The following is an 11,880-nucleotide window of genomic DNA, read 5'->3' on the forward strand; positions in this document are numbered from 1 at the left end:
CTCCCGGCCTCTGTTTACTGATGGTGTCTGTTGATTCGTGCTGTACTGCCTTTACCAGGCAGCGATGTCCATAAACGCCTGGCTGTCCACCAGCGCAAATGTACTGAAAACGTACCAGCGTTCGTCGCTGCGCACGTAGCTGCCGCGCACGAACGGCTTGACCGGATCCGGCAATCCCGATGCCTGATCCTCGAAACTGTCCACTGGAAAGTATTGCATGCCGAGAACGTCATCGACGATCAGGCCGCTGAAAATGTCGCCGTGTTCCACGACAAGCACACGCTGATCGCGGCGCGTGCGGGCACTGACGGGCAGGTTGAGAAAATCGGCCAAGCGCACCATGGGCAACAGCCGGCCACGCACGTTGGCGACGCCGTAAAGCCAGGCACGCACGCCTGGCACCTGTGTGGCCCGTGGTACATGGAGGATTTCAGCGACTTCGCCCATGGGGGCGACATAGCGTTCACCCCCGAGCATGAAGCCGATACCGTTCCACAGCTCAACAACTTCTTCCTGCTCGGGCAGGCCGGCCGCCCGTTCGCGGCAGCGTTGCTCGAGTTCGGCAAGCAGCCGGTACGGGGAGGGACGTTCCGTTGTGGTGGCTGAGGTCACGCGCAGTTACCCTACCAGCTGGTTGATGGTATCGATCAGTGCCTTTTCGTCCACGGGCTTGACAAGATAGCCCTTTGCGCCCTGACGGGTACCCCAGACCTTGTCCGTCTCCTGGTCCTTGGTGGTCACAATGACAACCGGAATATGAGCGGTTTCTTCGGCACGGGTCAGCTGACGCGTCGCCTGAAAGCCGTTCAGTCCGGGCATGACCACGTCCATCAGCACCAGATCGGGGCTTTCCGAGCGTGCCAATGCCACGCCGTCCGCGCCGTTGTCGGCCGTCAGGATCTCGTGGTTGTATTTTTCCAGAATGCTTGTGATCTTGCGGATTTCCGTAGGTGAGTCATCCACAACAAGAATACGAGCCATTATGTCCCCCGGTAGATTGCAATGTCATCAAAGAAAAGCTGACGGGCGTGCACTTGTGGTGCTCAGGCGCCCTCCTTCCGTTTGGCGTGTTCCCTGATGGTGCCCAGCAGCTCGTCCTTGCTGAATGGTTTGGTCAGATACTGGTCAGAGCCGACAATCCGTCCCTTGGCCTTGTCGAACAGGCCGTCCTTGCTGGACAACATGATCACCGGCGTGTTGCGGAAAGCGCTGTTGTTCTTGATCAGGGCGCAGGTCTGATACCCGTCCAGCCGTGGCATCATGATGTCCACAAAGATGATGTCCGGGTGTGAGTCCGCAATCTTGGCCAGCGCGTCAAAACCATCCGTCGCAGTAATGACCGTACAGCCCACTTTCTTGAGCAGTGTTTCGGCGGTCCGACGAATCGTCTTGCTGTCGTCAATGACCATGACCTTGAGGTTTTCGAAGTTATCTTCCATCTCGGTTGGACCCTGAATTGCCTTGATTGACTGCAATGGTCTGGCGTCAGTTGAATGCACCCGGCACAGCCTGCCTTCAGCCGGCTCTGTCTCAACCGTGCTGTTTTAACATAGAATTACGGCGCATTCTACATGCCGTTTGTGTATTTATAGTTCACCCGCCGGTGAAGGGAAAGGAAAGTTTTGTATATGAATTGTCAAATGTGCCACTTTCTTTTACCTTGATCCCGGCGATGCGCGGGGTGCTCCGGACGCCAGTCCGCTCGTAAACCCCCTATCCTAAGTAAAGCACACAGAGAGACATATAGGCCAATGGACATAAGACTGGGTGTCATCATGGATCCCCTGGATCAGATCAAGCCAGCCAAGGACAGCACGCTGGCCATGATGCTGGCAGCACAGAAGCGGGGCTGGACGCTCTTCTGTCTGACCCAGGCGGATCTGATGATCCGACAGGGCGAGGCATGGGGCGTCATGAGGCCTGTCACGGTCCGGGATGACGTGCGGGACTGGTACACGCTCGGAGATCCGGTGCGGGCGCCGCTGAGCACACTGGATGTCATCCTCATGCGCAAGGATCCGCCCGTGGATGACCAGTACATCTATACCACACAGATTCTGGATCTGGCCGAGCGCGATGGGGTCTGTGTCGTGAATCGGCCGCAGGCCCTCCGGGACTGCAATGAAAAGCTGTTTGCGACCCATTTTGCGGAGCTGTGTCCGCCGCTTCTGGTCAGCCGGAATGATGCCGAATTGCGGGCCTTCCATGCCGCGCATGGTGATGTGATCTGCAAGCCGCTGGACGGGATGGGGGGGCTTCCATCTTCCGGGTGGGGCCCGGTGGTGAGAACCTGGGTGTGATTCTGGAAACGTTGACCGCGCACGGGCAGCGTCAGATGATGATGCAGGCGTTCATACCCGAAATCCGTGAAGGTGACAAGCGCATTCTGATGATCCGCGGTGAGCCGGTACCCTACGCCCTGGCACGCCTGCCCGCAAAAGGGGAGCACAGGGGAAATCTGGCTGCCGGGGGACGGGGCGAGGGGCGCCCACTGAGTGAACGGGATCGTGAAATTGCGGCACGCGTCGGGCCTGAACTGGTGCGCCGTGGTATTCTGTTTGCCGGGCTGGATGTGATCGGTGACTGGCTGACGGAGGTCAATGTCACCAGCCCGACCTGCATCCGCGAACTGGATGCGGCATTTGGACTGGACATTGCGGGTCAGCTGATGGACGAAATCGAAAACGAGGTGCGCTAGATGGCCGGACCCGTTGCGGCGGCTACAGTTTCAGCCAAGGATAGAATGGCCTTCGCCCTGTTTCTGGCTGCGGCAGTGCATGCGGTTCTGGTGCTCGGGATCGGATTTGATCCGGAACCGCCCAAGCCTGCCAGCCAGACGATTGAAATCACCCTGGCCCAGTATGAGGACGAAACGCCTCCCGAGGATGCCGACTACCTGGCCCAGAGCAACCAGAAGGGCAGTGGCGAACTGGAGGAAAAGCAGGTTCTGACGACCACCGAAGAGGCAGACTTCATGTCCGACGCGCCTCAGCCGGTGCAGCAGCAGGCACCGGTGCCACCGCCGGCACCGGACAAGCCTCAGCCCCAAAAGCGGATCACCACGGTGGCCAGTGCCGACACGTCTGCCTCGGCCGAGGATCATGAAGAGCCGGTTGAGCCCGCTCAGGATGTGCCGCGCGAATCCCTTCTCCAGAAGAGCCTGGAGATTGCCAGCCTGCAGGCACAACTGGACAGCCAGCGGCGCGCTTATGCCAAGCGTCCGCGGGTGACTCGTCTGGATTCTGTTTCGGCCCGCAAAAGTGTCAGTGCCGCTTATGTGGACCAGATGGTGCGCAAGCTCGAGCGTCTGGGTAACCTGAACTATCCGACAGAAGCGCGGACACAGCGCCTGCATGGCAAGGTCCGGGTGGTCATCGTGGTGGAGCCTGACGGGCAGGTTGCCGACGTGGAAATACTGCAGTCTTCGGGCCACAAGGTGCTGGATGACGCTGTCCTGAATATTGTGCGGCAGGCAGGTAATTTCGGCCCCTTTACGGAAGAAATGCGCAAGGAAATGGACCGGCTGGAAGTGATCCGGACCTTCTCGTTTCAGGAGAAGCGTATTTCCAGCTTCTAGGTTACAATGGTCGCATGAACCACTCGCTGAAAAACCACTTTCTCATTGCCATGCCGCACCTGAAGGATCCTCACTTTCAGGGGACGGTAACCCTGTTGTGTGACCACGACGAAGACGGTGCCATGGGCGTCATCGTCAACCGGGTGCTGGATGTGCAGCTGAGCGAGATTCTTGACCAGCTGGACATCCATCCGCTGCGTCATGACGAACCGGTGTATTTTGGTGGTCCGGTGCAGCTGGAGAGGGGCTTTGTCCTGCACCGGGAGCCCGGCCCCTGGAAATCCACGGTTGAGGTCTCCGACGGCATCCATATCACCACCTCGCGCGACATTCTCGAGGCGATTGCGGAAGGCTGGGGGCCGGCCGAGCATCTGGTGGCGCTGGGTTATGCAGGCTGGACAGCCGGTCAGCTTGAGGAGGAGCTGGCCCGCAATGCCTGGCTGACCTGTCCGGCGACCCCTGAAGTGCTGTTCAACGTGCCTCCGGATGGCAAGCTGGGTTACCTCATGGGGCAGCTGGGCATCGACTATCGCATGCTGACGGATCAGGCGGGACATGGCTGAACCCCTCGGAACCGTTCTCGCCTTCGATTTCGGGATGAAGCGGGTGGGCGTGGCCGTGGGGCAGGACGTCACCGGCACGGCCAGTCCGCTGGTCGTGCTGCCGGCCCGTGACGGACAGCCCGACTGGAATGAGGTGGCGCGCATTCTGGAGACATGGAAACCGGTTCGCCTGGTGGTGGGGCTGCCCCTGAACATGGACGGCACGGATACCTCCATTACGCCCAACGCACGCAAGTTCGGCAAGCGGCTGCATGGTCGCTTCGGACTGCCGGTCTCCTGGGTTGACGAGCGCCTGACCACCCGGGAAGTCCGGCATGATATCGAACAACGTTCGCCCGCCCGTGGTCAGCGCCACCTGAAGGTGGATGCCATGGCGGCGGCGGTGATTCTGGAAAGCTGGTTCAGACAGGCCCGAGAGGAGGCAGAGTGACAAACAATCTGGAATTCAGGCTGGCCATGGAGACCCTGACGGAGCGCGTCCGTCATCTCGTGGCCGACTGGCCGCAGCCGCCGGTTCTGGTCGGCATCCGCACCGGTGGTGTCTGGGTCGCCAATGCCCTGCGCGAGGCACTGGGCTGGGAGATCGAAACCGGCGAGCTGGATATTTCCTTTTATCGTGACGATTTTTCCCGCAACGGACTCAACCCGACCGTTCGGCCCTCCCGCCTCAGCGACAATCTGGATGACCGGACGGTGTTGCTGGTGGATGACGTGATTATGAGTGGCCGGACCATCCGGGCAGCGATGAATGAACTGTTCGACTACGGACGTCCCGCCTGTATCCGGCTGGCTACCCTGGTGGATCTGGGCCGGCGGGAACTGCCCATACAGCCGGACGCGGTGGGCGTGACCCTGCAGCTTGCCGAACACGAGCGCGTCAAGCTGACGGGGCCGGACCCGCTGGCGCTGGAACTGCGAACCCTCAACTCCTGACAAGGCAACACGACATGATGGTGGCCCACGACGATGTAACCCGGGTGCAACTGAACCGGTTCGGACAGTTGCGCCATTTCCTGACCCTGGAAGGCCTGAACCGGGAGATGCTCAACAGCATTCTGGATACGGCCGAATCCTTCATCGAGGTGGGGAGCCGGCAGATCCGCAAGGTTCCCCTGCTGCGCGGCAAGACCGTTGCCAACCTCTTCTTCGAGCCCAGCACCCGCACCCGAACCACCTTCGAGCTGGCGGCGCAGCGTCTTTCTGCCGACGTGCTCAACCTGAACATCAGCACCTCATCCACCACCAAGGGTGAGACCCTTTCCGACATGCTACGCAACCTGGAATACATGAAGGTGGACATGTTTGTTGTGCGCCATGGCCAGAGCGGTGCCCCGCATTTCATCGCCTCGCGGGTGTGCCCGCACGTGTCGGTGATCAATGCCGGTGATGGTCGTCACGCCCATCCGACCCAGGGCATGCTGGACATGCTGACCATCCGCCAGTACAAGCAGAAATTCGAAGGTCTGACGGTGTGCATTGTCGGTGACATCCTCCACTCCCGGGTGGCGCGCAGTGACATTCATGCGCTCAATACGCTGGGGGCAAATGTTCGCGTGATTGCGCCGGCCACGTTGTTGCCTCCGGAAATCGGGTCAATGGGGGTCGAAGCATTCGAGGACATGGAAGCCGGGCTGGAAGGGGCGGACGTGATCATCATGCTGCGGCTCCAGAAGGAACGGATGGATGGTGCCCTGCTGCCCAGTGAACGTGAGTTCTTCCGGCTCTATGGCCTGACCCGGGACAAACTGCGCCATGCCCGGCCGGATGCCATCGTCATGCATCCGGGACCCATCAACCGGGGCGTCGAGATTGCGTCGGATGTGGCCGATGGCCCCCAATCCGTGATTCTGCCGCAGGTCACCAATGGCATCGCCGTGCGCATGGCGGTCATGTCCATGGCCATGAGTGGCCAGATCGCCGAGCTGACAGCGGATGAGGAGGTCTGACATGACTGAATTTGTGATTCGCGGTGCACGGGTGCTGGATCCTGCACACAATCTGGACCGGGTCATGGATGTCCATGTCCGGGACGGCAGAATCGTTGCAACCGGTGACAGATTGCCTGCCTCGGGCGAAGAAGTGGATGGACGTGGCCGCTGGCTGCTGCCGGGGCTGGTGGACCTGTGTCACCATCTGCGCGAGCCGGGTCAGGAAGACAAGGGCACGCTGGAGACGGAATTGCGCGCCGCGGCACGGGGCGGCTTCACGCGGATTGCCTGCCCCCCGATACCAGGCCGGTCAATGACAGTGGAGCCATCACCCGGCTGATATTGGAAAAGGCGGCGGCCCGGCAATCGGTGGAGGTACTGCCCCTGGGTGCCCTGACCAAGGGGCTGGCCGGAGATCAGCTCAGTGAAATGCACGGACTCTGCCAGGCCGGGTGCGTGGCCCTGACCCAGGCCCGCCATCCTGTTCGCGATCTGCGTGTCCTGCGTCGCTGTCTGGCCTATGCGGCGTCCCGGGGGATCCGGGTGTTTATCGGGCCGCAGGATGCGGCGCTGGCCGCCGATGGTGTGGCTCACGAAGGTGCCGTGGCAAGCCGGATGGGACTGCCCACCATTCCGGCAGTTGCCGAAACGATTGCGGTATCGTCCCTGTTGCTGCTTGCCGAGGACACCGGGGCGACCCTGAACCTGTCCCAGCTGACCTGTGCCCGCTCGGTGGAACTGGTCGCCCAGGCACGCCAGCGCGGACTGTCCGTGACCGCAGATGTGGCGGTGCACCACCTGATACTGGATCACGAGGCGATCACGGGATTCAACAGTCAGGCCTGCTTTCAGCCGCCGCTGCGCACGCCGGAGGACCGGGATGCCCTGCGGCAGGCCGTCCGTGACGGGATCATCCAGGCCGTGGTATCCCAGCATCAGCCCCATGACGAGGCAGCCAGGCACATGCCCTTCGCGGAGTGCGAACCCGGCGCCACGGCGGCCGAGCTGGTGCTCCCGCTGCTCATGCAACTGGTTCAGGAAGGGTGTCTCCCCCTGATGCAGGCACTGGCGGCCGTGACTTCGGGGCCTGCGTCAGTGCTGGGGCTGGAGTCAGGTATCCGTGAGGGCGCACGAGCTGATCTGGTGTTGTACGAGCCCAATGCGCCCTGGCGTGTCAGTGCAGAGACGCTGGTTTCGGCGGGCAAGAATACCCCGCTGGCCGGCTGGTCCCTGCCCGGGCAGGTGGTGCGGACCTGGCGCGCCGGTGCGTGCATTTGGCAGGACGGAGGTCTGGCGTGAGCCTGTCTGCAGACTGGAACTTCATCCTGCTCTGTGCCACCTCCCTGTTCGTGATGATCAACCCGTTCGGCATCGCGCCGGTCTATCTGTCCCTGACCCATGGCATGACCCCCGTGGAGCGGCGCTTCGTGGCCGGGCGGGCATCACTGACGGCGCTGGTCATCATGGTGATCTTTGCTGTCGCCGGGAATTTCATTTTCGACTTTTTCGGGGTCCGCATCAGCAGCCTGAAAATTGTCGGCGGGATCATCTTCTTCATGCTCGGGTACGATCTGCTGAATGCACGACTGTCGTCCATCAAGAATGAGTCGGTGAGCGCGCGGCAGGAGTATTCGCGGGACATCGCGATTACCCCGCTGGCCATCCCCATTCTTTGCGGGCCGGGCGCGCTGGCCAATGTGGTCATTCTGGCGCACGAGGCCGCCAACCCGGTGCAGAAGGCCGGTCTGCTGGCGGCCGCAGTCACGGTGATCGGGATCAACTACGTGGGACTGGTGGGTGCCTCGACCCTGTTGCGCTGGCTTGGCGAGAGCGGCAACAAGGTGATGATGCGCATCATGGGGCTGATCATGATGGTCATTGCCGTCGAATTTTTCTTTGCCGGGCTGGTGCCACGCTTGCAGGAGCTGGGCACCGCACTGCAAAATGGGTCCTGAGCGAACAGAAAACAAAAAAGGAGTCGAACATGGGGTTTATCGGATTTCTCATGGGTATTGCCATCATCTGGCTGCTCTGGAACATCATGCGCAACACCTCGGACGCGCTGGACAAGCAGACGGCCCTCCAGTATGAAGTGGTGGCACTGGAAAAGCGGGTGGACGAGCTGCTGGAAGCCCTGCGCAATCAGGCGGAAGCCCGGGCAGAAGTGCGCCCCATGCGTCTGAATGTCAATACGGCCAGCATGACGGCACTGACCGGGTTGCCGGGAATCGGCCGGGTGCTGGCCAAACGGATCGTGGACGGGCGGCCCTGGGCATCCGTGGATGACCTGGCCAGGGTTGAAGGCATGAACCCCGAACTCCTCGACAGCCTTCGCGATCGCCTCGAGGTCTGATCAGTCCCCGGTATTGATCGCGTCCCGCAGCGCCTTGCCGGGACGAAAGGTCACGCTGCCATGGGCCGGAACATTCAGGGGTTCTCCCGTTTGCGGGTTGCGCCCCTGGCGTGCCGGTCGCTGGACGACCCGGAACTGGCCGAAACCGGTCAATCGGACGTCACGACCGGATGTCAGGGCCCAGGTGAGGGTGTCCGTCAGGGCGGTTACGACCTCTGCAGCCTTCTTGCGACTGAGTCCGGTTGTTTCCGCAATGGCCTCGGCCAGTTCCTGTTTTTTCATGTCTTCCCCTTTCAAAACAGCGTATTAAGGCGGGCTTGAGCCACATCACGGGCGGCAAGGGTGTGCCCGACAATGTAACAAAGCGAACTTTCTTGTGTATTTGTGCCAACTTTCGTTTCGCTTTGTGTTGCTTTTCTCACAAATATGGATCGGCTTTGGTCATAATGCCAGCCATGAAATCAAACGACTGTTTGACCGTCTGACACGACAAGAACAAAGGAGAGGCTAACGTGAGGGGTGATCAAAGGCAAGCCGTACGCTGGCTGCGTCATGTGCTGGTCGTGATGCTGGTGCTGGGCATCACCGGATGTGCACAAGTCCGCAAGATGATGTACAAGACGACCGGGGACGTGATGTTCATGTTCGCGGAAGAAGTCCAGGTGCCCTACATGCTGACCACCGATGATGTGGACATGAACTGCGGCATGTCGCGCTCCCTCACCCCCCTGCTGATGTCCTTTGGTGAAGTGACGGCAGCGCCCGACAAGCTGGGCGTGATGGTGTACTCCTCTGCGGGGATCTGTGCCGAGGCGCGGGCCCGGGAAGAAAACCTGCGCTACCTGCGGGCCATCAAGGCGCAGGATGCCAACGAAGCCGAGGATGCGCTGGCAGCCCAGAAACGCTGGCATGTGGTGGCAGCGAAGCGGAACTTCGTTGCGTACAAGCATCTGGTCAGTGCCTTCGGCGAGCCGGGTGGCGAGTGCCCCGCGCTTGACAACGAATTTGATCAGCTGATTTACCTGATGGGCCTGCTGTCCGGCCTGCAGGCCCTGAACAACGAGATTGCTTCCACGACAGCCATCGGGGTGCCCAAGAATGTGGCGGCCAAGGCGGAACGGGCCTCCAGCTGTCTGGATGACAACCGCTGGTGGGGTGCGCCCATGGCCCTGAAGGCCACGATCTGGGCCATGCTGCCCGGGGCGACGCCCAAGGGAGAGGACCCCTGGCTGAGACTGGAGAATGCCGCAAAGAAAGGCGAACGTGCACGCGTTCGGCTGGCACACGTTTTCTGGGCGCTCGCCGCCTACTCGCAAGGCAAGACGGACCTGGTGAAGGACATAATCAGACGGCACGCCAAAGAAAAACAAAAGCACATGGCAAAGCCGCAATACCGCTTCGTGGACGAACTGGCCACCCAGATTCTGATGGCGCTTTCGGATGAGATGTGGACGGAAGCGACCGGCCACCGGACGCCGATCGGCGCATTCGGAACCTTCTGGGATGATCAGAAAGCGGCCCCGGCGGAAACCATCAATCTGGATGACCTGCTTTGAGATATCACCCATTACGAGGACGCATCATCATGTCACATATCAAAACTCTGCTGCGCAAGACGACAGCTGCCTGTGTACTGGCCGGCGTTGCGGCCACGTCTGCCCAGGCAGAATTGCCCACCCGTTCCTTCTGTATCTTTGACCCGATTGGTGCCAATGGCCCGCTGTTCAACGTCATGAAGTCGGCCAAGCCGGCGGCCCTCAAATGGGGTGTGGCACTGGAACTCAAGGCCTACACCGATGAAAAGATCGCTGCGGAGGACTTCAAGGCCGGGCAGTGTGACTCCGTTCTGCTGACCGGTACGCGTGCCCGTGAGTTCAACAAGTTCACAGGGACACTGGAGGCCATGGGGGCCATCAAGACCGACGAGCAGATGAAGATGGTGCTGGATACGCTGGCCAGTCCGAAAGCCGCCAAGCTGATGCGCAGCGGCGAATATGAGGTGGCAGGTATCCTGCCGGCCGGCGCTATCTATCTGTTTACCCGTGACCGCTCCATTGACACCGTGGAAGAGATGCAGGGCAAGAAGGTGGCAACCCTGGATTATGACGAAGCCTCGCTGACCATGGTCCGGAAAGTGGGCGCATCGGTGGTGGGTGCCAGCTCGGCCAACTTTGCGGGCAAGTTCAACAATGGCAGTGTGGACATCGCCTATGCGCCGGCCGTGGCGTACACCCCGCTGGAACTGTACAAGGGAACCCAGCCCAACGGTGGTGTGTTCAATTACAAGATTGCCCAGATGAACTTCCAGATCATCATCCGTCCGGATCGCTTCCCGGAAGGCTACGGGCAAAAAGTGCGTGAATATGCGGCAAGCCGTTATGAAGAGGCCTACGACATCATTCGCAAGGCGGAAGCCGAGATCAAGCCCAGCGAGTGGATTAACCCGGATCCCGAGAAAGTGGCTGGCTATGACAAGCTCCTGCGTGAAGTCCGGATCGCGCTGCGTGACAAGGGGGTCTATGACGCCAAGGCATTGCGCCTGATGCGGAAGGTGCGCTGCAAGAGCAACCCGACGGCTGCCGAGTGTACCCAGGCTCTCGAATAATCCATTTGCGAAACAGGTAGTACGCAGGCATGGCTCAACGGGAATACGCCAATCGCACGACACGGGAGTGGGTTTCCACACTCCCGGCCTTTCTGCTGCTGTTCAGCGTGGTGGTTTTCAGCACCAGCAGCGATATCCACAACAAGCTGCTGCAGCTGGGGCAGTTTATCTGGGACGGATACTATGAGCTGCGCACCGACCCGGTGCCGCCCACCTGTGATCCCGATCCGGATATCGAAGCCCGGCTGAAGACATTGCTGGCAGAACAACAGCAGGCCAGTGAAGATGATCTGGGGCTGTTCGAGGAAGAACCGGTTTCTCCGGAGATTCTTCGCAAAAGCCTGGAAAACGCCCGGGATGCCTGCCGCGAAAAATTCGCCAAATATGAGGACACCAAAAACAGGATTACACCAGGTGTTCGTATCTATCGCGCTGTGGAGCAGTTCATCGCCAACATCATCGCCTTTGGTCTGACCTCGCAGCGCTTCATTCTGGCTTTCCTGGTGCTGGTGTGTGCGGCCACGGCCACCTTCACCCGGCACCACATTGCCATGCGCCCCATGGAAACCCAGCTGGATCATACACTGTCATCGACATTGCAGTTCGTGGCCAACAGCATGCTGTTTGTGTCAAGCTGGGCCTTCAGGGATCTGTCGCACACCGGTGGCAATGATGTTGCCCTGGACAAGGAGTTCCTCCATGTCCTGTGGATCATCGGCTTCGGCATCATCACGCTGGTCAGCGGGATTCAGATTTTCAGGCTTCCCCGGATGCCAAGCCTGGCGGCACGCTGCATCATGCATTGCTGTCCGTGCCCCTGTACACGACCATGTGCCTGATTTCAGGAACCTACT

The 11,880-nt window shown here is 60.5% G+C and carries 16 protein-coding genes and 1 pseudogene; 13 read left to right on the forward strand and 4 right to left on the reverse strand.

The annotated features are described in order from the left end of the window. Positions 1-51: 51 nt before the first annotated feature. The 3 genes from AAIA72_RS13170 to pilG form a co-directional block, all read right to left on the reverse strand. Positions 52-612 (reverse strand): chemotaxis protein CheW, encoded by a 561-nt coding sequence (locus AAIA72_RS13170; RefSeq protein WP_369600766.1) that lies wholly within the window; start codon positions 610-612, stop codon positions 52-54. A gap of 6 nt (positions 613-618) precedes the next feature. Continuing rightward, positions 619-981, reverse strand: a complete 363-nt coding sequence (gene pilH, locus AAIA72_RS13175; RefSeq protein WP_369600767.1) for a twitching motility response regulator PilH — start codon at positions 979-981, stop codon at positions 619-621. A 62-nt stretch (positions 982-1,043) separates the two neighbouring features. Continuing rightward, a complete protein-coding gene (pilG, locus tag AAIA72_RS13180; protein ID WP_369600768.1) occupies positions 1,044-1,439 on the reverse strand; it encodes a twitching motility response regulator PilG in 396 nt (131 codons plus the stop codon). Positions 1,440-1,751: 312 nt separating this feature from the next. Between pilG and gshB the strand changes: the two are divergent. The 10 genes and pseudogenes from gshB (at position 1,752) to AAIA72_RS13230 (ending at position 8,421) form a co-directional block, all read left to right on the forward strand. Then, positions 1,752-2,698 (forward strand): annotated as a pseudogene (gene gshB / locus AAIA72_RS13185) (glutathione synthase). Further along, entirely contained in the window at positions 2,699-3,577 is an 879-nt protein-coding gene (locus AAIA72_RS13190; RefSeq protein ID WP_369600769.1) for an energy transducer TonB, read from the forward strand. 14 nt (positions 3,578-3,591) lie between these two features. Further along, a complete protein-coding gene (locus tag AAIA72_RS13195) occupies positions 3,592-4,140 on the forward strand; it encodes a YqgE/AlgH family protein (protein WP_369600770.1) in 549 nt (182 codons plus the stop codon). Next, positions 4,133-4,570, forward strand: coding sequence for a Holliday junction resolvase RuvX (gene ruvX / locus AAIA72_RS13200; RefSeq protein WP_369600771.1), 438 nt, complete (start codon positions 4,133-4,135; stop codon positions 4,568-4,570). The genes AAIA72_RS13195 and ruvX overlap by 8 nt, the downstream gene beginning before the upstream one ends. Next, positions 4,567-5,073 carry a bifunctional pyr operon transcriptional regulator/uracil phosphoribosyltransferase PyrR gene (gene pyrR, locus AAIA72_RS13205; RefSeq protein ID WP_369600772.1) on the forward strand — a complete coding sequence of 169 codons (507 nt, stop codon included), beginning with the start codon at positions 4,567-4,569 and terminating at the stop codon, positions 5,071-5,073. The genes ruvX and pyrR overlap by 4 nt, the downstream gene beginning before the upstream one ends. Before the next feature lie 17 nt (positions 5,074-5,090). After that, entirely contained in the window at positions 5,091-6,086 is a 996-nt protein-coding gene (locus AAIA72_RS13210; protein WP_369603008.1) for an aspartate carbamoyltransferase catalytic subunit, read from the forward strand. A gap of 1 nt (position 6,087) precedes the next feature. Beyond that, on the forward strand, positions 6,088-6,408 hold the full coding sequence (locus AAIA72_RS13215) for a hypothetical protein (protein ID WP_369600773.1): 321 nt from the start codon (positions 6,088-6,090) through the stop codon (positions 6,406-6,408). 29 nt (positions 6,409-6,437) lie between these two features. Continuing rightward, a complete protein-coding gene (locus AAIA72_RS13220; RefSeq protein WP_369600774.1) occupies positions 6,438-7,367 on the forward strand; it encodes a dihydroorotase in 930 nt (309 codons plus the stop codon). After that, positions 7,364-8,023: a MarC family protein gene (locus AAIA72_RS13225; protein ID WP_369600775.1), complete on the forward strand. Its 660-nt coding sequence runs from the start codon at positions 7,364-7,366 to the stop codon at positions 8,021-8,023. The genes AAIA72_RS13220 and AAIA72_RS13225 overlap by 4 nt, the downstream gene beginning before the upstream one ends. A 29-nt stretch (positions 8,024-8,052) precedes the next feature. Continuing rightward, positions 8,053-8,421 carry a ComEA family DNA-binding protein gene (locus tag AAIA72_RS13230; RefSeq protein WP_369600776.1) on the forward strand — a complete coding sequence of 123 codons (369 nt, stop codon included), beginning with the start codon at positions 8,053-8,055 and terminating at the stop codon, positions 8,419-8,421. Here AAIA72_RS13230 and AAIA72_RS13235 read toward each other — a convergent pair whose 3' ends face one another. Beyond that, positions 8,422-8,703 carry an HU family DNA-binding protein gene (locus AAIA72_RS13235; protein ID WP_369600777.1) on the reverse strand — a complete coding sequence of 94 codons (282 nt, stop codon included), beginning with the start codon at positions 8,701-8,703 and terminating at the stop codon, positions 8,422-8,424. A gap of 230 nt (positions 8,704-8,933) precedes the next feature. On the opposite strand from AAIA72_RS13235, the gene AAIA72_RS13240 reads away from it, so the two are divergent. Genes AAIA72_RS13240 through AAIA72_RS13250 form a run of 3 tightly spaced genes read left to right on the forward strand, consistent with a single transcriptional unit; the run spans position 8,934 to position 11,865 of the window. After that, a complete protein-coding gene (locus AAIA72_RS13240; protein WP_369600778.1) occupies positions 8,934-9,977 on the forward strand; it encodes a hypothetical protein in 1,044 nt (347 codons plus the stop codon). A 29-nt stretch (positions 9,978-10,006) separates the two neighbouring features. Then, complete coding sequence (locus AAIA72_RS13245; protein ID WP_369600779.1) at positions 10,007-11,026, forward strand: putative solute-binding protein; 1,020 nt, start codon at positions 10,007-10,009, stop codon at positions 11,024-11,026. Between the two features lie 29 nt (positions 11,027-11,055). Further along, the gene (locus AAIA72_RS13250) at positions 11,056-11,865 is read left to right on the forward strand and encodes a hypothetical protein (RefSeq protein WP_369600780.1); all 810 of its coding nucleotides are present in this window, start codon (positions 11,056-11,058) and stop codon (positions 11,863-11,865) included. The last annotated feature ends 15 nt before the right edge of the window (positions 11,866-11,880 follow it).

The organism is Thermohahella caldifontis (genome assembly GCF_041153465.1).
Taxonomy (GTDB): Bacteria; Pseudomonadota; Gammaproteobacteria; order Pseudomonadales; family Oleiphilaceae; genus Thermohahella; species Thermohahella caldifontis.

Excerpts from the sequence above, each read along its gene's own strand:
- AAIA72_RS13250 (WP_369600780.1), top strand. The coding sequence starts at position 11,056 with ATGGCTCAACGGGAATACGCCAATCGCACGACACGGGAGTGGGTTTCC.
- AAIA72_RS13210 (WP_369603008.1), top strand. The coding sequence starts at position 5,091 with ATGGTGGCCCACGACGATGTAACCCGGGTGCAACTGAACCGGTTCGGA.
- AAIA72_RS13245 (WP_369600779.1), top strand. The coding sequence starts at position 10,007 with ATGTCACATATCAAAACTCTGCTGCGCAAGACGACAGCTGCCTGTGTA.
- AAIA72_RS13235 (WP_369600777.1), bottom strand. The coding sequence starts at position 8,703 with ATGAAAAAACAGGAACTGGCCGAGGCCATTGCGGAAACAACCGGACTC.
- ruvX (WP_369600771.1), top strand. The coding sequence starts at position 4,133 with ATGGCTGAACCCCTCGGAACCGTTCTCGCCTTCGATTTCGGGATGAAG.
- pilH (WP_369600767.1), bottom strand. The coding sequence starts at position 981 with ATGGCTCGTATTCTTGTTGTGGATGACTCACCTACGGAAATCCGCAAG.
- pilG (WP_369600768.1), bottom strand. The coding sequence starts at position 1,439 with ATGGAAGATAACTTCGAAAACCTCAAGGTCATGGTCATTGACGACAGC.
- AAIA72_RS13215 (WP_369600773.1), top strand. The coding sequence starts at position 6,088 with ATGACTGAATTTGTGATTCGCGGTGCACGGGTGCTGGATCCTGCACAC.
- AAIA72_RS13190 (WP_369600769.1), top strand. The coding sequence starts at position 2,699 with ATGGCCGGACCCGTTGCGGCGGCTACAGTTTCAGCCAAGGATAGAATG.
- AAIA72_RS13195 (WP_369600770.1), top strand. The coding sequence starts at position 3,592 with ATGAACCACTCGCTGAAAAACCACTTTCTCATTGCCATGCCGCACCTG.
- AAIA72_RS13230 (WP_369600776.1), top strand. The coding sequence starts at position 8,053 with ATGGGGTTTATCGGATTTCTCATGGGTATTGCCATCATCTGGCTGCTC.